This window comes from Lysobacter enzymogenes, from assembly GCF_017168095.1.
Taxonomy (GTDB): Bacteria; Pseudomonadota; Gammaproteobacteria; order Xanthomonadales; family Xanthomonadaceae; genus Lysobacter; species Lysobacter enzymogenes_D.
Window position 1 is genome coordinate 1 of record NZ_LXSD01000302.1, and the last position, 20881, is coordinate 20881.

The following is a 20881-nucleotide window of genomic DNA, read 5'->3' on the forward strand; positions in this document are numbered from 1 at the left end:
GGCGCAGTCGAGGACGCGGAGGCGGGCGTCGCGGCCGATGCGGGCCGCGGCGGCAGCGGTGCCGCCGTCGATGATGAGGCGAGCGGCGCCGCTGCGTTCGCGACCGGCGCGGCCTGGCCCTGCGCCTGGTTCGGCATCGCCTGCCAGGCGCCGCCCGGCAGGGTGCGGCTGTTGTTGATCCACTGCGGCGGAATGCCGGTCAGGAACGCGACTTCGCCGTCGCCGCTCGGGCTGGAGATGGCGAACATCGTCGCCGTGCGCAGATCGTTGGTGTCGGTCAGCAGCACCGGCCGGGTCGCGGGGATGCCGAACGCGTTGTTGGACGGATGCGCGTCGGCGAAGCTGGACACCTCGGTCGGCCTCGCGCTCAGGCCCGAGCCGCGCTCCTGCCAGGCATACAGGCGCGATGCCGGCATATCGATCTGATACAGATGAGCGCTGCGGATGCCGCCGGTGCCGTCGGACGGCGAGGTCGACACGTGCAGGGTCGAGGCGCTGGTCTCGCGGCGGATCTCCTGGTACAGCGAACTGAGCCCGACCAGATTCGAATGGGTGCGCAAGTAGCCGGCCATGACTCCGCCTTGCGCGGCGGCCGGCAGGTTCAAATCGGTATTGGCGTCGACCAGGCTGCGCTGGACGAACGCGCGCGCCGTGTCCACGCTCATCGGCGCGCGCGCCTGGAACCCGTCGTTGGCGATGGTCTCGGGCGGACGGTTGTCGGTGCGATACAACTGGAAAGGCATGCAAGCTCCTGTCGCGAAGCGCGGCGTAAACGCAGGGGGAAGGGCGGCGGCGCGCCGCCGTCGCGGCGGCTGTCGCCACTGCAACGGCCGCAACCACGACTGAGATCGACGTCCACTGTAAGCCGCACTCGTGCGCCGCGCAGCAGCGCGCGCGCCGATGCGTGACGCACCGCGGTTTCCGTGCACCGCCGCGCGGCGGCTGCGCGGCGAGGATCAGTTCAGGCGAAGATCGGCCCGGCGAAGATCAATCCAGCGACGACGCCAGCCGCTCGCGCAGCGAATGCCCGATCTCGCGCACCGTCGACACGCCCAGGTCGCGAAGAATGCGATGAGTGGCGTGCGGCAGCGGCGATTCGTCGATGTCGTGCGGGGCGATGTTCTTGCCGGGCACGCCGGGCAGGAACTCGATGCCGGCGGCGAGGTAGCAGTGCTGCACCAGCGCCGAGCAGAACAGCGCGCCGTCCTTGGCCAGCAGGTTGCCGCGCTTGCGCAGGCGGCGGCTGTGCATGGCCATCATGGTGCCGAGCAGTTCGCTGATCGAATAGCTCGACAGCCCGGCCAGCAGGTCCAGGCCGGCCTTCTGCACCTGCAGCACCTGTTCCGGGCTCAGGCCGAAGTCGAGCACGGCGATGTTGGGGAAGGCGTCGGCGTCGTAGTAGCGGGCGACGCGGTTCTCCTGCACGCCCAGGCGGATCTGCCGGTAGCGCAGGTCCAGGTCGGACTCGATCACCCACCAGTGGCCGTCCACGCGCCGTTCGCTGAAGACGAAGGCGTGCGACCACAGGCTGCGGTGGCCGTCCTCGGTCAGCGGCGACTGCGCCTTGCGGATCAGCTTGTTGATGAAGTCGCGCCCGCCGCACAGGCCGATCCGGCCCGGCGCGGCGTGCTTTTCCAGGAAGGCCTGGTTGCCGCGCGGATCGGACGACTCGGCGTCGGCGAGGTCTTCGGGCAGCAGGATATCGCTCATCCGTGAAGTTCCGGCAAGGGTGGGGCGGGGGCGCGGCGCGGGCCGCGCGGGCGGCCCGTCACTCCGGATCGTAATCCAGATTCGACGCCAGCCAGCGCTCGGCCTGGGCCACGCTGGCGCCCTTGCGCCGGGCGTAGTCCTCGACCTGCTCCTTGGACACCCGCCCGACCACGAAGTACTGGCTGTCGGGATGGCTGAAGTAATAGCCCGACACCGCCGCCGCCGGGTACATGGCGAAGCTCTCGGTCAGCTCCAGCCCGCAGTGGGCCGGCGCGTCGAGCAGGGCGAACAGGGTGCGCTTCTCGCTGTGCTCGGGGCAGGCCGGATAGCCCGGCGCGGGACGGATGCCGCGGTAGCCTTCGTCGATCAGCGCCTCGTTGTCGAGCGCCTCGTCGCCGGCGTAGCCCCAGAACTCCTTGCGCACGCGCTGGTGCAGGCGCTCGGCCAGGGCCTCGGCGAAGCGGTCGGCCAGGGCCTTGAGCATGATCGCGTTGTAGTCGTCGTGATCGGCCTCGAAGCGCGCCACGTGCGGCTCGATGCCCAGGCCCGCGGTGACCGCGAACGCGCCGATCCAGTCCTGGCGGCCGCTGTCCTTGGGCGCGACGAAGTCGGCCAGGCAGAAGTCGGGGCGGTCGGCGGGCTTGTCGGCCTGCTGGCGCAGGAAGTGCAGGCGGGTCGTCTCGCGCAGGCCGCCGGCGACGCGTCGCGGCTGCACCAGGCCGTTGTCGGGCAGCGCGACGGCGTCGGGCGCGAGGCTCGGTTCGACGTCGACATCGTCGCCGACCGCGTTCGCTGGCCACAGGCCGAACACCGCCTTGGCGCCGATCCATTTCTCCGCGACGATCTTCTTCAGCATCGCGCGCGCGTCGCGGTACAGCTCGCTGGCCTGCTTGCCGACGATCTCGTCGGTCAGGATCGCCGGGTAGCGCCCGGCGAGTTCCCAGGTGTTGAAGAACGGGGTCCAGTCGATGTAGTCGACCAGCTCGTCGAGCGGGTAATCGTCGAACGCGTACACGCCCGGGGCGTTCGGCATCGGCGGAACGTATTCGTCCCAGTTGCCGGCGAAGCGCTGGCCGCGCGCCTTTTCCAGCGACACCAGGCGCTTGCCGTCGCCGCGCTGGCGATGGCGCTGGCGGATCTCGGCGTAGTCCGAGGCGTTGGCGGCGACGAACGGCTCGCGCAGCTCGATCGAGATCAGCGACTGGGCCACGCCGACCGCGCGCGAGGCGTCCTTGACCCAGATCGTCGGCGCGTCGTAATGCGGATCGATCTTCAGCGCGGTGTGCGCGCGCGAGGTGGTCGCCCCGCCGATCAGCAGCGGCATGGTGAAGCCCTGGCGCTGCATTTCGCGGGCGACGTGGCTCATCTCCTCCAGCGACGGCGTGATCAGCCCGGACAGGCCGATCAGGTCGGCGTTCTCGGCGCGCGCCCGGTCGAGGATGGTCTGCGCGGGCACCATCACGCCGAGGTCGACCACATCGAAGTTGTTGCAGGCCAACACCACGCCGACGATATTCTTGCCGATGTCGTGCACGTCGCCCTTGACCGTGGCCATGACGATCTTGCCGTTGGACTTGCCGGCATCGCCGGTGCGCAGCTTCTCGGCCTCGATGTACGGCAGCAGGTAGGCCACGGCCTTCTTCATCACCCGCGCCGACTTGACCACCTGCGGCAGGAACATCTTGCCGGCGCCGAACAGGTCGCCGACCACGTTCATGCCGGCCATCAGCGGGCCTTCGATCACGTCCAGCGGGCGCGTGGATTCGGCGCGCGCGGCTTCGGTGTCTTCCTCGATCCACTGGTCGATGCCGTGGACCAGGGCGTGGCTGAGGCGGTCGCGCACCGGCTTGTCGCGCCAGCGCAGGTCTTCGACCTTTTTTTCGCCCTTCTTGCCCTTGAAGCGGTCGGCGATCTCCAGCAGGCGCTCGGTGGCGTCGCTGCGGCGGTTGAGCACCACGTCCTCGACCCGCTCGCGCAGGTCGGCGTCGAGATCGTCGTACAGCGGCAGCGCGCCGGCGTTGACGATGCCCATGTCCATGCCCGCGCGGATCGCGTGGTAGAGGAACACCACGTGGATCGCCTGGCGCACCGGCTCGTTGCCGCGGAACGAGAACGACACGTTCGACACGCCGCCGGAGATGTGGCTGTACGGGAAGCGCCGCTTGATCTCGCGGGTGGCCTCGATGAAGGCGACCGCGTAGTCGTTGTGCTCCTCGATGCCGGTGGCGACCGCGAACACGTTGGGGTCGAAGATGATGTCTTCGGGCGGGAAGCCGACCTCTTCGGTCAGCAGCTTGTAGGCGCGCGAGCAGATCTCGACCTTGCGCTCGATGGTGTCGGCCTGGCCGACCTCGTCGAAGGCCATCACCACCACCGCCGCGCCGTAGCGGCGCACCAGCCGCGCCTGGCGCAGGAATTCGGCCTCGCCTTCCTTCATCGAGATCGAGTTGACGATGCCCTTGCCCTGCAGGCACTTGAGCCCGGCCTCGATCACGTTCCACTTGGAACTGTCGACCATCACCGGCACCCGGGCGATGTCCGGCTCGGCGGCGATCAGGTTGAGGAACTCGACCATGGCTTTCTGCGAGTCGAGCAGGCCCTCGTCCATGTTGACGTCGATGACCTGGGCGCCGTTCTCGACCTGCTGGCGCGCGACCACCACCGCCTCATCGAGGCGGCCTTCCAGGATCAGCTTCTTGAACTGCGCGCTGCCGGTGACGTTGGTGCGTTCGCCGACGTTGACGAAGTTGCTTTCCGGGGTGATCTGCAGCGGTTCGAGGCCGCTGAGGCGGGTCTGGCGGGGCAGAGCTTTCATGTAGGGTGGTGCCGGGGCTGGTGCGGNGGGAGATAGCGGATAGGAGTTAGGAGATAGCGAAGAGCCGCTGTTGCTATCTCCTAACTCCTATCCGCTATCTCCCAGCCTTCAGGCTGCGGCTTGCAGCGCCAACGGCACCCGCGGCGCCACCCCCGCCACCGCCGCCGCGATCGCCGCGATATGCGCCGGCGAGGTGCCGCAGCAGCCGCCGACCAGGTTGAGCAGGCCGGCGCGGGCGAATTCGCCGAGCACCGCGGCCATGTCCTCGGGGGTTTCGTCGTAACCGCCGAAGGCGTTGGGCAGGCCGGCGTTGGGATGGGTGCTGACGTGCGAGTCGGCGATCTGCGACAGCACGTCGACGTGCACGCGCAGGTCCTTGGCGCCGAGCGCGCAGTTCAGGCCGATCGCGGTCGGCTGCACATGCCGCACCGAATACCAGAACGCTTCGGCGGTCTGGCCCGAGAGGGTGCGGCCGGAGGCGTCGGTGATGGTGCCGGAGATCATCACCGGCAGCCGCGCGCCGCGCGCGTCGAAGGCTTCCTCGAGCGCGAACAGCGCGGCCTTGGCGTTGAGGGTGTCGAAGATGGTTTCCACCATCAACACGTCCGCGCCGCCGTCGATCAGGCCGTCGGCGGCCTCGCGGTAGGCCTCGCGCAACTGGTCGAAGCTGATCGCGCGGTAGCCGGGGCGGTTGACGTCCGGGCTCAGCGAGGCGGTGCGGCTGGTCGGGCCGAGCACGCCGATGACGAAGCGCGGGCGCGACGGATCCAGCGCTTCGATCTCGTCGCAGACGCCGCGCGCCAGCTTGGCGCCTTCGAAGTTGAGCTCGCGCGCCAGGTGCTCCAGGCCGTAGTCCTCCAGCGAGATCGTGGTCGAGTTGAAGGTGTTGGTCTCGACCAGGTCGGCGCCGGCCTGCAGGTACTCGCGGTGGATGCCGGCGATGATCTCGGGGCGGGTCAACGTCAGCAGGTCGTTGTTGCCGCGCTGGTCGCGCGAGCAGCCGCAGCCGTCGCCGTGCACGTGCTCGCCGTCGTGCTCGCGCGCCGGCGGCGAATACAGCCGGTCGTAGCCTTCGGCGAAGCGCTCGCCGCGGTAGTCGGCCTCGCTCAGCGAATGCTGCTGGATCATCGTGCCCATCGCGCCGTCGATGATCAGGATGCGCTCGGACAGGCCGCGCAGCAGCGCCTGCGCGCGTTCGGGGTGGAGCCAGGGCAGGGGCTTCATCGGCGGTTCCTCACTTCTTGGCCGGCTTGCGCGCCGCGGCCGGCTCGGGCTGCGGCTTGCGCGCCATCAGCGCGATCACTTCGAAATGCGGCGGGCGGCGCTCGCGGGTCACGGTCTCGCAGCTGACGATGTCGAAGCCGGCCTTGGTCGCGAACTTCTGCAGGTCTTTCTCGGTGAAGCCGAGGTTGACGTGGCCGAAGGCCTCGACCGCGCCGCGGTGCTCGTGCCGGGCCAGGCTGGTCAGCAACAGGCGGCCGCCGGGGCGCAGCACGCGCGCGGCCTCGGCCACGGCCTGGGCCGGCTGTTCGGCGTAGGTCAGCGCGTGCATCAGCACCACCAGGTCGAAGGTCTCGGCCGCGAACGGCAGCGCGTGCATGTCGCCCTCGCGCACCTCGACATTGCGCAGCTTGCGCAGGCGCTCGGACGCGGCGGCGACCACCTTGGTGCTGGCGTCCAGGCAGATGTAGCGGTGCGAGTGCGGCGCCAGCAGTTCGGCCAGCACGCCGTCGCCGGAGGCGATGTCGAGCACGTCGCCGGGCTGCAGCAGCGGCAGCGCCGAACGCGCCAGCGCTTCCCAGGTGCGGCCGGGCGAGTAGTGGCGTTCCATGTCGCCGGCGACCGAGTCGGCCCAGTTCTGGTCGGAGGCGCGCATCGCCAGCACCGCGGCCACGCGCTCGGCGTCCTGGCGCAGCAGCGGGTCGTCGCTGCCGGTGCTCAGGGTCTGCCACAGCGCGCGCTGGGCCTGGTCGAGCGCGCCCTCGTCGAAGCGGTAATAGGCCGACACGCCGGCGCGGCGGTCGCGCACCAGCCCGGCTTCCTTGAGCTTGGACAGATGGGTGGACACGCGCGGCTGGGCCAGGCGGGTGATCGCCGACAGTTCGGCCACGGTGAGCTCCTCGCCTTCGAGCAGGGCGAGCAGCCGCACCCGGGTGGCGTCGGCGAATACTTTGAGTCTTGCGGACCAGCCTTCGAGATCCATGGGATTGGGATTGAGGGGAACGGGGAATGGCGGCGTCGCGAAAGCGCAGGGGTAAACGGTTTCCGTCTTTCCGTCGCTTTCATCAACGTATCGCGATATAGAGATAAGTGTGTGCCCGGCGTGCGCTCAGGTCAAGTCGTGCGGCGCTGCAGCAAGCCGCAATGGCGACTGAAGCGCGATGCCGCGGGCAGGCATGACGCCAGATCGGGGCAGCCGCATGGGTGGGGTTCTGCGGCGCGCGCGGCTACAATTCGCATCCGCGGTCCGGCGAATGGATCGCGGACCAGGACGCGGAATCAACGCGCCGGTCGTTCCGGGATACGGACGCGCCAAAGAGCGCGCCGGCAAGGGGGAACGGCCGCAGCGCTCAACCCAGCAGAGGTGCGACGTGGATTTTGGCTTTACCGAAGAGCAGTTGATGATCCAGGACGTGGCGCGCCGTATCGCCCAGGAGAAGATTGCTCCCAGCGCCGAGCACCATGACCAGACCGGCGAATTCCCGCTGGACAACATCCGCACCCTCGGCGAGAACGGGCTGATGGGCATCGAGGTGCCGGCCGAGTACGGCGGCGCCGGCATGGACCCGGTCGCCTACGTGCTGGCCATGGTCGAGATCGCCGCCGGCGACGCCGCGCACTCGACCATCGTCTCGGTCAACAATTCGCTGTTCTGCAACGGCATCCTCAAGTTCGGCACCGAGGAACAGAAGCAGCTGTACGTGCGCGCGATCGCCGAAGGCCGCGAAATCGGCGCCTTCGCCCTGACCGAGCCGCAGTCGGGCTCCGACGCCACCGCGATGCGCTGCAAGGCGGTCAAGCAGGCCGACGGCAGTTTCGTCATCAACGGCAAGAAGAGCTGGATCACCTCCGGCCCGGTCGCCAAGTACATCGTGCTGTTCGCGATGACCGACCCGGACAAGGGCGCGCGCGGCATCACCGCGTTCATGATCGACACCGCCAAGCCCGGCTTCCACCGCGGCAAGACCGAGCCCAAGCTCGGCATCCGCGCCTCGGCCACCTGCGAGATCGAGTTCGAGGACTACGTGGCGGCGCCGGCCGACGTGCTCGGCGAGGAAGGCCACGGCTTCAAGATCGCCATGGGCGTGCTCGACGCCGGCCGCATCGGCATCGCCAGCCAGGCCATCGGCATCGCCCGCGCCGCCTACGAGCGCACCCTGGATTACGTCAAGGAACGCAAGGCCTTCGGCGCGCCGATCGGCACCTTCCAGATGACCCAGGCCAAGATCGCCGACATGAAGTGCAAGCTCGACGCAGCCCTGCTGCTGACCTTGCGCGCGGCCTGGCAGAAGGGCCAGGCCGAGAAGAACGGCGGCCGCTTCAGCAACGAGGCGGCGATCGCCAAGCTCACCGCCTCGGAAGCGGCGATGTGGATCACCCACCAGGCCGTGCAGATCCACGGCGGCATGGGCTATTCCAAGGAAATGCCGCTGGAGCGCTATTTCCGCGACGCCAAGATCACCGAAATCTACGAAGGCACCAGCGAGATCCAGCGCCTGGTCATCGCCCGCAACGAAACCGGCCTGCGCTGACTTTCCACGCCATGAAACGCTTCGGCTCGTCCCGGCCCACCGCCTGTCCTGAGGACGGCGGCAACGGCCTGAGCGCTGCACGACACCTCGACCGCGCCGCCGGCGCCGGCCCGCGCATCGCTGCGCGCGGCCGCGCCGCCGGCGCGCTCGACTATGGCGCCGACGCCCTTGCCGCCGTGCGAATTCCGCCGTACCGGCCCCAATAACCGTTCTCTATGGCCCGCGCGCGAGCGTGGGCCTCATTCCATCCGGACCTCAAACGTTCCCATGAGCAGCAAACCCAAAGCTTCCAAGTCCGAACCCGCCAAACCGGCCGCCAAGGCCGCCAAGGCGGCCCCGGCCAAGCAAGCCAAGGCGACCGCCCCGGTCGCCGAATCCGCCGCGAAGCCGGCCGCGAAGCCCGCAGCGAAGCCGGCCGCCCAGCCCGCCGGCCGCGCGCCGCAGTCGGCGCCGCCGGTGGACGCGCAGGCGGTCGACCTGCGTCCGGTGCTGGAGGCCATGCGCAAGCGCGTGCCCAAGGCGCGCCACGCCGAGGCCGAGGCCTTCGCCCAGGCGTTCTACAAGCGCATGAGCGGCGACGAGATGCCGCAGCACGCGGCCGACGGCTGGGCCGCGCTGGCCGCCGACTTCCTCGACTTCGCCCGCGACCGCAAGCCCGGCAACGCGCTGGTGCGCCTGTTCAACCCGCAGCTCAAGAGCCACGGCTGGGAATCGCCGCACACCGTGCTGCAGATCGCCAACGACGACATGCCGTTCCTGGTCGACTCGGTGACCATGGCCCTGGCCGACCTCGGCGTCGGCGTGCACGTGCTCGGCCACCCGGTGGTCGCCTTCCAGCGCGACAAGGCCGGCAAGCTGGTCGCGGTCGGCGCGGGCCAGGCCGAATCGCTGATGCACCTGGAGCTGGACCGGCAGACGCCGGAGGCCATGGCGCAGATCAAGCAGGCGCTGGACACCGTGCTGGCCGACGTGCGCGCGATCGTGCGCGACTGGCCGCAGATGCGCGACAAGATGAACCAGGTCGCCGACGAGCTGCCGGCGCAGTCGATGCCGATCGACGAGCACGGCAAGCGCGAGGCGCAGGCGTTCCTGCACTGGGCCGCCGACAACCACTTCACCTTCCTGGGCTACCGCGAGTACGAAGTCGTCCAGCACGGCGGCGAAGGCGTGCTGCGCGCGGTCAAGGACAGCGGCCTGGGCCTGCTGCGCGGCAAGCCCTCGGGCGCGCCGCGTCCGCTGACCTCGCTGGCGGCGCACTACATGCCGCAGTCCGGCGCGGTCGACGCGCTGATCCTGACCAAGACCAACGCCCGCTCGACCGTGCACCGCCCGGGCTACATGGACTACATCGGCGTGCTCAGCTTCGACGCCCAGGGCCGTCCGACCGCGGAGAAGCGCTTCCTCGGCCTGTACACCTCCAGCGCCTACAACCGCCGCCCGTGGGACATCCCGCTGGTGCGCCAGCGCCATAACTACGTGATGCAGCAGTCCGGCCTGGCCGCCGACAGCCACAGCGGCAAGGCCCTGCGCCACGTGCTGGAAACCCTGCCGCGCGACGAGCTGTTCCAGTCCGGCGAGGAAGAGCTGCTCAAGACCACCTCGGGCATCCTCGGCCTGCAGGAGCGCGTGCGCAGCAAGCTGTTCCTGCGCCGCGACCGCTACGGCCGCTATTTCTCGGTGCTGGTCTACATCCCGCGCGAGCGCTTCAACACCGACGTGCGCCTGCGCGTGGAGGCGATGCTCAAGGACAAGCTGCACGGCGAGCACGTCGACACCACCGTGCACATCGGCGAATCGCCGCTGGCCCAGCTGCACCTGATCGTGCGGCCGACCTCGGGCGAGGCGGTGCAGGTCGACAACGCCGCGATCGAGGCCGAACTGGCCGAGATCGTGCGCAACCGCCAGGACGAACTGCGCGAAGCGCTGGTGCGCAACAACGGCGAGCAGCAGGGCCTGCAACTGGCCAACCGCTACGGCCGGGTGCTGCCGATCGGCTACATCGAGGAAGTCTCCGCGCCGGTCGCCGCGCAAGACATCGCTCACCTGGCCGCGCTCAGCGGCCCCGAAGACCTGCGCCTGAGCCTGTGCCGGACCCGTCCGGGCGAGGGCGGCCTGCGCTTCAAGTTCTACCGCCAGCTCGACGACATCCCGCTGTCGGATGCGCTGCCGATGATGGAGAACATGGGCCTGCGGGTGATCTCCGAGCACCCCTACCGGCTCACCGTCGACGGCCAGCCGGTGTACATCCAGGACTTCGAGGTCGAAACCTCGAACAACGACATCGACGTCGACCGCCTGGACGAGAACTTCGAGGAAGCCTTCGCCCAGATCTGGCGCGGCAACGCCGAGAACGACGGCTTCAACCGCCTGATCCTGGCCGCCAGCCTGTCCTGGCGCCAGGTCGCGATGCTGCGCGCGTACTGCAAGTACCTGCTGCAGGTCGGCGTGCCGTTCTCGCAGAGCTACGTCGAGGAAACCTTCGCCCGCTATCCGCTGCTGGCGCGCCTGCTGGTGGAACTGTTCGAAGCGCGCTTCGACCCGAGCACCGGCAGCGAGAGCAAGGCCGAGATCAAGGCCGGCCAGGAGCGCCTGAAGGTCCAGTTCGAAGCCCTGCACGACGGCGACGACACCGTGCGCGCCGCGCTGGAGCCGGTGATCGCTGCCCGCGCCGGCAAGCGCGAGGCCCAGGCCGAGGCCGCGGTGACCGCGCTCAAGTCGCTGCTCGACCGCGTTTCCAGCCTCGACGAAGACCGCATCCTGCGCAGCTTCATCGGCGTGATCCAGGCGACGTTGCGCACCAGCTACTACCAGCGCGCCGCCGACGGTTCCGACCGCGGCTACGTCAGCTACAAGTTCGATTCGGCCCAGGTGCCGGACCTTCCCAAGCCCAAGCCCTACCGCGAGATCTTCGTCTACGGCCCGCGCGTGGAAGGCGTGCACCTGCGCTTCGGCCCGGTCGCCCGCGGCGGCCTGCGCTGGTCGGACCGCCGCGAGGACTTCCGCACCGAAGTGCTGGGCCTGGTCAAGGCGCAGATGGTCAAGAACACGGTGATCGTGCCGGTCGGCTCCAAGGGCGGCTTCTTCGCCAAGCGTCCGCCCATCGGCGGCGACCGCGATGCGGTCCTGGCCGAGGGCATCGCCTGCTACAAGATGTTCATCAACGGCCTGCTCGACATCACCGACAACATCGTCGACGGCAAGATCGTGCCGCCGCAGAACGTGGTGCGCCACGACAACGACGACCCCTACCTGGTGGTGGCCGCCGACAAGGGCACCGCGACCTTCTCCGACATCGCCAACGGCATCGCCGCCGAGCACAAGTTCTGGCTCGACGACGCGTTCGCCTCGGGCGGTTCGGTCGGTTACGACCACAAGGGCATGGGCATCACCGCCAAGGGCGCGTGGGAATCGGTCAAGCGCCACTTCCGCGCGCTCGGCCGCGACAGCCAGACCCAGGACTTCACCACGGTCGGCATCGGCGACATGTCCGGCGACGTGTTCGGCAACGGCATGCTGCTGAGCGAGCACATCCGCCTGGTCGCCGCGTTCGACCACCGCCACATCTTCATCGACCCGAACCCGGACGCGGCGCGCTCGTTCAAGGAACGCGAGCGCATGTTCAAGCTGCCGCGCTCGAGCTGGGAGGACTACGACAAGAAGCTCATCAGCAAGGGCGGCGGCGTGTACCCGCGCTCGGCCAAGTCGATCCCGCTGTCGGCCGAGGCCAAGGCGGCGCTGGGCATCGAAGGCAACGCCACCGCGCTGAGCCCGGCCGAACTGATGAGCGCGATCCTCAAGGCGCCGGTCGACCTGCTGTGGAACGGCGGCATCGGCACCTACGTCAAGTCGCGCAGCGAATCCAACAGCGACGTCGGCGACCGCGCCAACAACGCCCTGCGCGTCAACGGCGCGGACCTGCGCTGCAAGATGGTGGGCGAGGGCGGCAACCTGGGCCTGACCCAGCTCGGCCGCATCGAGGCGGCGCAGCACGGCGTGCTGCTCAACACCGACTTCATCGACAACTCCGCCGGCGTGGACACCTCCGACCACGAGGTGAACATCAAGATCCTGCTCAACGGCCAGGTGCAGGCGAAGAAGCTGACCCTGCCGGAGCGCAACAAGCTGCTGGCCTCGATGACGGATGAAGTCGCCGAGCTGGTGCTCAACGACAACTACCGCCAGAACCAGGCGATCAGCCTGATGGAGCGCATGAGCCTGACCCGCCTGGGCAGCAAGCTGCACTTCATCCGCACCCTGGAATCGCAGGGCCTGCTCGACCGCCAGATCGAGTTCCTGCCGTCGGACGCCGAGATCGCCGAGCGCAAGGCCCGCGGCCAGGGCCTGACCCGTCCGGAACTGTCGGTGCTGCTGTCGTACTCCAAGCTGGTCGCGTTCCAGCAGCTGCTGGATTCGGACGTGCCGGAAGACCCGTACCTGTCCAAGGAACTGGTCCGCTACTTCCCGCAGCCGCTGCAGGCCAAGTACGCCAAGGCGATGGAGAACCACCGCCTGAAGCGCGAGATCATCGCCACCGCGGTGACCAACTCGACCATCAACCGGATGGGCGCGACCTTCCTGCTGCGCATGCAGGAAGACAGCGGCCGCACCCCGGGCGAGGTCGCCAAGGCCTTCACCATCACCCGCGAGACGCTGGACGCGCGCGAGCTGTGGGCGCAGATCGACGCGCTCGACGGCAAGGTCGCCGAGTCGACCCAGATCGACGCCCTGCAGGTGATCTGGAACCTGCAGCGCTCCTTCACCCGCTGGCTGCTGTCGCGTCCCGGCGCGATCCCCGACATCACCACGGCGGTGGAGCGCTACCACGACGGCTTCAAGAACATCCGCGCCGGCCACGGCATCCTCGGCGACGGCGAACGCCCGACCCTGGACGCCGCCTACGCCGACTGGAAGGCCAAGGGCGTGCCCGAAGCGCTGGCCGCGCAGCTGGCCGCGCTGCCGTACCTGGAGCCGAGCTGCGACATCATCGAGCTGGCGCGCGAGCGCAAGCTCAAGCCGGTCGACGTGGCCAAGGTCCACTTCCGCCTCGGCGAGGCGCTGCGCCTGCCGTGGCTGCAGGAGCAGATCGACGCGCTGACCGTGGACGGCCGCTGGCACGCGGTCGCGCGCGGCGTGCTGCGCGAGGAACTGGCGACCCAGCAGCGCATCCTGGTCGGCCAGGTGCTGAAGATGCCGGGCGCCAACGCCGAGGCCAAGGTCAAGCAGTGGCTGAGCCGCGACGACCAGTCGCTGCGCTTCACCCTGGCGATGCTGACCGAACTGGCGGCGCAGAAGACCCTGGACTACCCGACCGCCTCGGTCGCGGTGCAGCGTCTGTCGCAGTTGGCCGCGCGCGGTTGACGGCGATGCGCGGAGCCGGCGCTTGCGCCGGCTTCGCGGTAGTGATCGAAGCCCTTCGCCCTCGCGGGCGAGGGGCTTTTTGTCTTGTGGGAGGGCCTTCAGGCCCGATGCCTTGCTGCCGGATAGCCGCCGCGAACTGAAACAAAGGCATCGGGCCTGAAGGCCCTCCCACAGTCGGTCCTGTAGGAGCGGCGCGAGCCGCGACCGCGCCGACGCAACTGCGCCGAAACCTTCGCAATGGTTGCGTTGGCGCAGTCGCGGCTCGCGCCGCTCCTACAGGCAGCGAACGAAAAATCGCGACTGCGTCGCAAAGCAGCCGGCTCCGCGCCGCGCCGCATTGCGCCGCGCCGACACCAATCCCCCGCACCGCCCGGGTTATGCTGGCGCGGTCCTCCCGGAGCCGCCGATGACCGCGACGCCCCGCATCGCCTTTCTCGCCAGCCACACCGACGAAGCGCAGCGCGCGCTCGCCGAACTCAGCGGACGTCACGGCCAGTGCGAGCCGGCCGATGCCGATGTCCTGGTCGCGCTCGGCGGCGACGGCTTCATGCTGCAGACCCTGCACCGCCACGGCGCGCTCGGCAAACCCGTGTACGGGATGAAGCTGGGCACGGTCGGTTTCCTGATGAACCAGCATGCCGGCGGCGCCGGCGACCTGTTCGAACGCCTGGCCCAGGCCGAACCAGCGGTGCTGCGGCCGCTGGAGATGGTCGCCCAGACCGAATCCGGCGCCAGCTTCGGCTCGCTGGCCTACAACGAGGTCTCGCTGCTGCGCCAGACCCGCCAGGCCGCGCACCTGCGCATCGACCTCAACGGCCAGACCCGCCTGGACGAGCTGATCTGCGACGGCGTGCTGGTCGCGACCCCGGCCGGCAGCACCGCCTACAACTTCTCCGCGCACGGCCCGATCCTGCCGCTGGGCTCGGCGGTGATCGCGCTGACCCCGATCGCCGCATTCCGCCCGCGGCGCTGGCGCGGCGCGCTGCTCAAGGCCGACACCGAAGTGCGCTTCCGCGTGCTCGACCCGTACAAGCGCCCGGTCAGCGCCACCGCCGATTCGCACGAGGTGCGCGACGTGGTCGAAGTCACCATCCGCGAATCGCGCGACCGCACCGTCACGCTGCTGTTCGATCCGGAGCACAACCTGGAAGAGCGGATGCTGATCGAGCAGTTCACCAGCGGCTGAGGCGGTTCACGCCAGCCGCCGCAACAGCGCGCCCAGGCGCGGATGCGACAGGTCGGGCAGGGCGGCGGCCTGCACGGGTTCGAACCATTGCAGGCGCAGGTGCTCGTCGCCGAGCGGCCGCGGTTCGCCGACCCAGTCGCGCACCGCATACAGGCGCAGCACCACGCCATCGAATGCGAATTCCGCAGCGATCCGAGCGGCCGTCGCCGGGTCGGCGGGCGGGCCGATGCCGGTCTCCTCGGCCAGTTCGCGCCACAAGGCCTGCTCGGGCGTTTCGCCGGGTTCGACGTGGCCGCCGGGCAGGTCCCAGCGGCCGGGCGCCAGTCGCTTGTGCAGGGCGCGCAAGCCGAGCAGAACCCGGCCATCGCGCAGCAGCAAGGCACCGACCCAGCCGATGCGCGGCGCGGCGTCGGAGTTCACGGCGCGCGCCGATGCGGCCAGCCGTCGCGCTCCGGGCCGCGGGGCAGGCATGGGAGGCTGCGAGGGCAAGCGATCGGCGTCATCCGCGTGAGAAATTACTTTAAGTTCTGACGATAAATATCAATTAAAATAATATCTTACGGTCTTTTTATAAGGCTCTATCGAGTCGGGCGAAACCCTCTCACCCCCGCGCCCGCACCCGCCGCGCGATCTCGCTCACTGCGGCGATGCACAGCGTCAGCCCCACCGTCGACAGCAACTGCACCCGCGGCCCCGGGGTCATCAACGCCAGCACGAACACCAGGGCGAGGATGCCCAGGCCGAAGTAGGTGACGTAGGGGAAGGCCCACATCTTGAACGGCAGCGCGGTGCCGGCGCGGTCGGCGCGGCGGCGCAGGATCAGCTGCGAGAGCAGCGACAGCGTCCACACCAACAGGCAGGTCGAACCGACCACGTTGAGCAGCGCCGGCAGCACCTTGTCCGGGTACAGCAGTTCCAGCGCGGTGGCGATGAAGCCGAACGCCACGCTCGCCAGCACCGCCGCCACCGGCACCTGGCTGCGGCTCAGGCGGGCGAGCAGGCGCGGCGCTTCCTGGCGCTGGGCCAGCGAATAGATCATGCGCGAGGCGCCGTAGAGGTTGGCGTTGAGCGCCGACAGCAGCGCCACCACCGCGACCAGGGTGATGGCCGTGGCCGCGCCCGGAATCCGCGCGACTTCCAGCACCGCCGCGAACGGAGATTTCAAGGCCTCGCTGGTCCACGGCACCACCGCGATGATCACCGCCAGCGAACCGATGTAGAACACCAGGATGCGCCAGGCCACGGTGCGGATGGCCTGGGTGATGCTGCGCTGCGGGTCCTGGGTTTCGGCCGCGGCGACCGCGACGATCTCGGTGCCGCCGAAGGCGAACACCACCACCAGCAGCGCCGCGCCGACGCCGGCCCAGCCCTTGGGCGCGAAGCCGCCGTGGGCGGTGAAATTGGCCAGGCCGGGCGAGGCCACGTCCGGCAGCCAGCCCAGCAGCAGCGCGGCGCCGATGGCGATGAAGGCCAGGATCGCGGCGACCTTGAGGATCGCGAACCAGAACTCGAACTCGCCGAAGTTGCGCACGCCGAGCAGGTTGACCAGGGTGAAAGCGCTCATGAACACCAGCGAGGTCGCCGCCACCGGCAAGCCGGGCCACACCGTGGCCAACAGGCCCGCGGCGCCGACCGATTCGGCCGCCACCACGATCACGATCTGTACCCACCACAGCCAGCCCAGGGTCGCGCCCGCGGTCGGGCCCATGGCGTCGGCGGCGTAGACCGAGAACGCGCCGCTGGTCGGGCGCGCGGCCGCCATTTCGCCGAGCGCGCGCATGACGATGATGATCAGCGCGCCGGCGATCAGGTACGACAGCAGCACCGCCGGCCCGGCGGTCTGCACGCCGACGCCGGAGCCGAGGAACAGCCCGGCGCCGATCGCGCTGCCCAGGCCCATCATCACCAACTGGCGCGACTTGAGAGCGTGGCCGAGTTGCGGATCGGCGGCGGTGGCGGCGTGGCGGGCGGGCAGGGACATGGAGCGGGTCCGGGCGGGCGGCGGGAGGTGCGGCACGATACCGCATCGGCGCCGGGGGCGAGCGGCCCGGCGGCGAGCCGGCAAACCGGCGACGCCCGACCGGCCGGTTCGGCACTGCAAACGACGACGCAGCATCCACAGCCCCTTGCAGGAGCGGCGCAAGCCGCGACCGCGCCAATCCAGCGGCCGCGACACTCGCATTCCCCCAGCGCCACGACCCCGCGGCGGACCGCGAACGCGCCCCCCGATTCTCAACCCAGGATTCCCGCCTCAGGCACAATAGCCCCATGCCCGACCGTGATGCCGACCCGTTGATCGTCGCGATTTCCTCGCGCACCTTGTTCGACATGGAAGAGAGCCATTCGCTGTTCGAGCGCGAGGGCATCGACGCCTATGCCGCGTTCCAGCGCGCGCGCGAGGACGACATCCTGCGCCCGGGCATCGCCTTCCCGCTGGTGCGCAAATTGCTCGCGCTGAACCGCGATGCGCCGGCCGAAGCGCCGCGGGTCGAGGTGATCCTGATCTCGCGCAACTCCGCCGACAGCGGGCTGCGCATCTTCAATTCCATCGCCCACCACGGCCTGTCGATCAAGCGCGCGGCCTTCAGCAACGGCGCGCCGCCGTTTCCCTACATCCGTCCGTTCGGCGCCGACCTGTTCCTGTCGGCCAACGCCCAGGACGTGACCGCCGCGCTCGAGGCCGGCATCGCCGCGGCGACGCTGCTGCCGGCGGTGCTCAATTCCAGGCTCGCCCCGCACCTGCCGCCGGACCAGTTGCGCATCGCCTTCGACGGCGACGCGGTGATCTTCGACGACGAAGGCGAACGGGTCTCGCGCGAAGGCGGCCTGGCCGCGTTCGCCGAGCACGAGCGCAACCACGCCGGCGAGCCGCTGTCGGGCGGGCCGTTCCGCGGCTTCCTCGATGCATTGCACCGGCTGCAGGCGGCGTTCCCGGTCGGCCAGGACGCGCCGATCCGCACCGCGCTGGTGACCGCGCGCTCGGTGCCCGCGCACGAGCGGGTGATCCGCACCCTGCGCGAGTGGGACATCCGCCTGGACGAAGCGCTGTTCCTCGGCGGCCGCGCCAAGGGGCCGTTCCTGGAAGCCTTCGGCGCCGACATCTTCTTCGACGATTCGGAGAACAACATCGCCTCGGCGCGCGGGCACGTGGCGGCGGGGCATGTGCCGCACGGGGTCGCGAATCGCTGAGTCCCGCGCGGTGCGGTAACTCCCTGTAGGAGCGGCGCGAGCCGCGACCGCGACAACGCAACCATTGCGCAGGTGTCGGCGTAGTTGCGTTGTCGCGGTCGCGGCTCGCGCCGCTCCTACACGGGGCGAACGAAGTTTCCGGCGGCGGAAACGACGCAAGCCACGCTTGCGGCGTGGCTTGCGGGTTGGCTGCGAAGACGGGCGGCCGCTGCCGCCGCCTCGCTCAGTCCCAGGACTTCTTCGAAATCATGTCCGGACGGCAGGTGCCGGCCTTGCACTCGCGCGCGCGGTCGCGCAGGAACTCGGTGCGCTCGCGGTTGACCCGGTAGTTGCAGTCGACGTTGATGCTGCCGCCGCTTTCGCAGGTGGCGTCGCGGTGCTTGATCCACTGCAGCTGGGTCTGCTTGAGTTCGGTCTTGGCCGGCTCCTTGGCGACGCCGCGCAGGTCGTTGTAGGCGGTGTTGAGCTCCTTGTCCGACTCCAGGAACAGCTTGGCGAAACAATAGGTCTTGTCGTAGCTGGTCCGGTACTTGTCGCATTCGCCCTGGGCGTAGGCGGCGTTGGCGCTGAGGGCGAGCGCGGCGAAGGCGAGGGCGCAGAAGATCGTTTTCATGGCGTTCCAGTCCAAGTCGTGTGGCGGTGACGATCGGGGCCGGGCGTGCGTGTCCGGCCGGCGCCGCGCGTGGCGGCGTTGGCGTGCAAAGTATTGCGGTGCCAGCGCGAAAGCAAGCGCCCGGCGGCCGCGGCGCCTCCCCGTAGGAGCGGCGCAAGCCGCGACTGCGGCAACACGCCCGTTGCGAAAGTTTCGGCGTAGTTGCGTTGTCGCAGTCGCGGCTCGCGCCGCTCCTGCAGGGAGGTTGTCCGGCTACGGCAACATCTTGTCCAGCGGCAGGCGCACGTCGGTGACCCGCCAGCTTAGCCCGTCGCGGGTCAGCACGAACACCACCGGATCGCCGTCGGCGTTGGCGACCGTGGCGGTGAACCGCGACGGCGACTCGAAGCGGTAGCTCAGATCCTTGAGCGGTTCGGCCGGCGCCACCGGCGCGTAGGCGTCGCGTCGCGGCTCGCGCGGGTCGAAGCGCTTGAGCATGTTGCGGCCTTCCAGCACCGCGCCGATGCCGATCGGCGTGGCGATCGCGTCGACCGCGGTGCCGGCCACGCCGCTGGCCATGCTCAGGCCGATCGCGCCGAGCAGGCTGGACTGCACCTGCGGGCCGGCGCGGCGGACCAGGTAATCGTCGACCTGCGCTTTCAGGCTCAGCCGCAGCGCGGCGAAGTCGACGTGCCTGGACAGCTCGCCGGTGTTGCCTTCCTTGACCGCGGTGCGGATGGCGTGGACGGTCATGAACGGCCCGGCGGCGATCCAGCCGACCAGCAGGACGGCGATCAGGGCCAGGGCGGCGATCCATTTCTTCATGCGCGGCGATCCTTGGGAACAGCCGCCAGGGTAGTCGCGCCGCGGTGCGGTGGCATGAAGGCGGGCTTAGTCGCTTCGCGGTTTGCTTGCGGCCCTCACCCCACCCCCTCTCCCGCAAGCGGGAGAGGGGCTTCATGCAGGGCCAATGCTTGCCCTTCCTTCTCCCGCCTGCGGGAGAAGAGCCTGCCCTCGAAGCGCTTCTGATCGGGGGTGCCCCGAAGAGCTTGCCCGAAAGCAGGGGGGCGGATGAGGGCCGCAGCGCCGCGTCGCCTACTGAATCAACGCCCCACCCGAGCCACCCGCTGCCGCCGCTCGATTGGCGCCAGCCGGCTCTGGTCGTTGAGCTCGATGTTGCGCAGCTCGAACGGCGCGCCATACTCCTTCGGCAGCTGCGCCCGGTCGAACGCCAGCTCGATCCGCGCCGCGCCGCCATCGACCCACTGCGCGCTGTGGGCGATCGCCACCGGCCGCAACTCGCGCTTGGCGTTGCTCGCATACAGGGTGCCGCGCACCTCGTAGCGGCCCGGCGAGGCGGCGCGCAGCGGCAGGGCGAAGCTCAACGCACGCGCGTCGAAGGCGTAGGCGCCGTCGAGCCGGGCGGTGGGCTGGGCCACGGCCAGGGCGGTGCGGGCGTCGCGCTGGATCGTGCCGTCGCCGGCGAACACCTGCACTTCCCACAGCCCGGCCGGTTCGTCGCCGGCGTCGGCCGGCAGCGGCACCGCGCCGCGCAGCTTGCCGTCGCCGCCGGCCTTCAGCGCCAGCGGCCAGCTGCGTCCGGACGGCGCCACCAACAGCGCGCCGCCTTCGGCCTTGAGCGACGCCTGGCCGCGCTGCAGGTCCACTTCGACCTCGCGCGAACCGCCGGCCAGGGCGTGATCGCGGCTCAGCCGGGCGAGCAGGCGCACGTCGCTGTTGGGCTCGAACACGTGCACCACGTAGCGGCCGCGCGCCTGCGCGACCTGCACCGCGTACGCGCCCGGCGCCGCGTCGGCGGCGAGCTGGACCGCGGCGGTGCCGGTGCCGACCGCCAGGCCGGCGGCCTGCAACTGCTCGGCGCCGGTGCGCTTGAGCGCGCCCACCGGCTGGCCGGCGCGGGTGATGCGTACCGAATCGGCGGCGACCTGGGCGGCGCCGGCGACGGGGCTGACCCGGATCAACGCGCCCGGCGCGCTGGTCGACACCTGCAGCCCGCGCTGCAGCGCGGCGCCGTCGGTTTCCTGCCAATACTCGCGGCTTTCCACCGCTGCGGGCAGCGGATCGGCGGCGAGCTCGGCGTCGGGATCCAGCGCCCAGGAAAAACGCAGCGGCGCGCGTTCGGCCGCGGCCTTCGGCGCGGCCACCACGGCCAGGCGCTGCGGGATCTGATCATCTTTGGCCGCCGGCAGCATCGGCGCATCGGCGGCGATGGCCTGGCCCGCGGCGGCGAGCAGGGCGAGGGACAGAATCGTTCGCAT

15 protein-coding genes and 1 pseudogene are annotated in these 20881 nt (G+C 69.9%); 5 read left to right on the plus strand and 11 right to left on the minus strand.

All coding sequences use genetic code 11. The features are described 5' to 3' along the window. The 5 genes and pseudogenes from A7A76_RS10030 to A7A76_RS10050 all read right to left on the minus strand — a co-directional run. A partial coding sequence (locus A7A76_RS10030; RefSeq protein ID WP_206411074.1) for a hypothetical protein occupies positions 1 to 743 on the minus strand: 743 nt, incomplete at its 3' end. A 244-nt stretch (positions 744 to 987) separates the two neighbouring features. After that, a complete protein-coding gene (locus A7A76_RS10035; protein ID WP_206411075.1) occupies positions 988 to 1710 on the minus strand; it encodes a hypothetical protein in 723 nt (240 codons plus the stop codon). A gap of 58 nt (positions 1711 to 1768) precedes the next feature. Next, positions 1769 to 4525: a methionine synthase gene (gene metH, locus A7A76_RS10040; protein ID WP_206411076.1), complete on the minus strand. Its 2757-nt coding sequence runs from the start codon at positions 4523 to 4525 to the stop codon at positions 1769 to 1771. Positions 4526 to 4633: 108 nt separating this feature from the next. Beyond that, on the minus strand, positions 4634 to 5749 hold the full coding sequence (locus A7A76_RS10045; RefSeq protein ID WP_206411077.1) for a homocysteine S-methyltransferase family protein: 1116 nt from the start codon (positions 5747 to 5749) through the stop codon (positions 4634 to 4636). A gap of 52 nt (positions 5750 to 5801) precedes the next feature. Next, a pseudogene (locus tag A7A76_RS10050) lies at positions 5802 to 6728 on the minus strand (ArsR/SmtB family transcription factor); the annotation flags it as partial. 388 nt (positions 6729 to 7116) lie between these two features. On the opposite strand from A7A76_RS10050, the gene A7A76_RS10055 reads away from it, so the two are divergent. The 3 genes from A7A76_RS10055 (at position 7117) to A7A76_RS10065 (ending at position 13635) form a co-directional block, all read left to right on the plus strand. Beyond that, positions 7117 to 8277 (plus strand): acyl-CoA dehydrogenase family protein, encoded by a 1161-nt coding sequence (locus A7A76_RS10055; protein WP_206411079.1) that lies wholly within the window; start codon positions 7117 to 7119, stop codon positions 8275 to 8277. Positions 8278 to 8288: 11 nt separating this feature from the next. Beyond that, the gene (locus A7A76_RS10060) at positions 8289 to 8483 is read left to right on the plus strand and encodes a hypothetical protein (RefSeq protein ID WP_206411080.1); all 195 of its coding nucleotides are present in this window, start codon (positions 8289 to 8291) and stop codon (positions 8481 to 8483) included. A 61-nt stretch (positions 8484 to 8544) separates the two neighbouring features. Further along, positions 8545 to 13635, plus strand: coding sequence for an NAD-glutamate dehydrogenase domain-containing protein (locus tag A7A76_RS10065; protein ID WP_206411081.1), 5091 nt, complete (start codon positions 8545 to 8547; stop codon positions 13633 to 13635). Here A7A76_RS10065 and A7A76_RS26450 read toward each other — a convergent pair. Beyond that, positions 13532 to 14125: a DUF6053 domain-containing protein gene (locus A7A76_RS26450; RefSeq protein WP_428995120.1), complete on the minus strand. Its 594-nt coding sequence runs from the start codon at positions 14123 to 14125 to the stop codon at positions 13532 to 13534. The genes A7A76_RS10065 and A7A76_RS26450 overlap by 104 nt on opposite strands. Between A7A76_RS26450 and A7A76_RS10070 the strand changes: the two genes are divergently transcribed. After that, on the plus strand, positions 14042 to 14821 hold the full coding sequence (locus A7A76_RS10070) for an NAD kinase (RefSeq protein WP_206411082.1): 780 nt from the start codon (positions 14042 to 14044) through the stop codon (positions 14819 to 14821). The genes A7A76_RS26450 and A7A76_RS10070 overlap by 84 nt on opposite strands. Positions 14822 to 14827: 6 nt before the next feature. On the opposite strand, the gene A7A76_RS10075 is transcribed toward A7A76_RS10070, so the two are convergent. Both A7A76_RS10075 and A7A76_RS10080 read right to left on the minus strand, forming a co-directional pair. Further along, positions 14828 to 15241, minus strand: coding sequence for an NUDIX domain-containing protein (locus tag A7A76_RS10075; protein ID WP_206411083.1), 414 nt, complete (start codon positions 15239 to 15241; stop codon positions 14828 to 14830). A 181-nt stretch (positions 15242 to 15422) separates the two neighbouring features. After that, positions 15423 to 16802 carry an amino acid permease gene (locus A7A76_RS10080; RefSeq protein WP_206411084.1) on the minus strand — a complete coding sequence of 460 codons (1380 nt, stop codon included), beginning with the start codon at positions 16800 to 16802 and terminating at the stop codon, positions 15423 to 15425. Positions 16803 to 17089: 287 nt separating this feature from the next. Here A7A76_RS10080 and A7A76_RS10085 point away from each other — a divergent pair, with 287 nt between their 5' ends. Continuing rightward, positions 17090 to 18010: a 5'-nucleotidase gene (locus A7A76_RS10085; protein WP_206411085.1), complete on the plus strand. Its 921-nt coding sequence runs from the start codon at positions 17090 to 17092 to the stop codon at positions 18008 to 18010. A 223-nt stretch (positions 18011 to 18233) separates the two neighbouring features. On the opposite strand, the gene A7A76_RS10090 is transcribed toward A7A76_RS10085, so the two are convergent. The 3 genes from A7A76_RS10090 to A7A76_RS10100 all read right to left on the minus strand — a co-directional run bounded on the left by A7A76_RS10090 (position 18234) and on the right by A7A76_RS10100 (position 20881). After that, a complete protein-coding gene (locus A7A76_RS10090) occupies positions 18234 to 18623 on the minus strand; it encodes a lysozyme inhibitor LprI family protein (RefSeq protein ID WP_206411086.1) in 390 nt (129 codons plus the stop codon). 252 nt (positions 18624 to 18875) lie between these two features. Then, positions 18876 to 19427, minus strand: coding sequence for a DUF2939 domain-containing protein (locus A7A76_RS10095; RefSeq protein ID WP_206411087.1), 552 nt, complete (start codon positions 19425 to 19427; stop codon positions 18876 to 18878). A gap of 278 nt (positions 19428 to 19705) precedes the next feature. After that, entirely contained in the window at positions 19706 to 20881 is a 1176-nt protein-coding gene (locus A7A76_RS10100) for a DUF4785 domain-containing protein (RefSeq protein ID WP_206411088.1), read from the minus strand.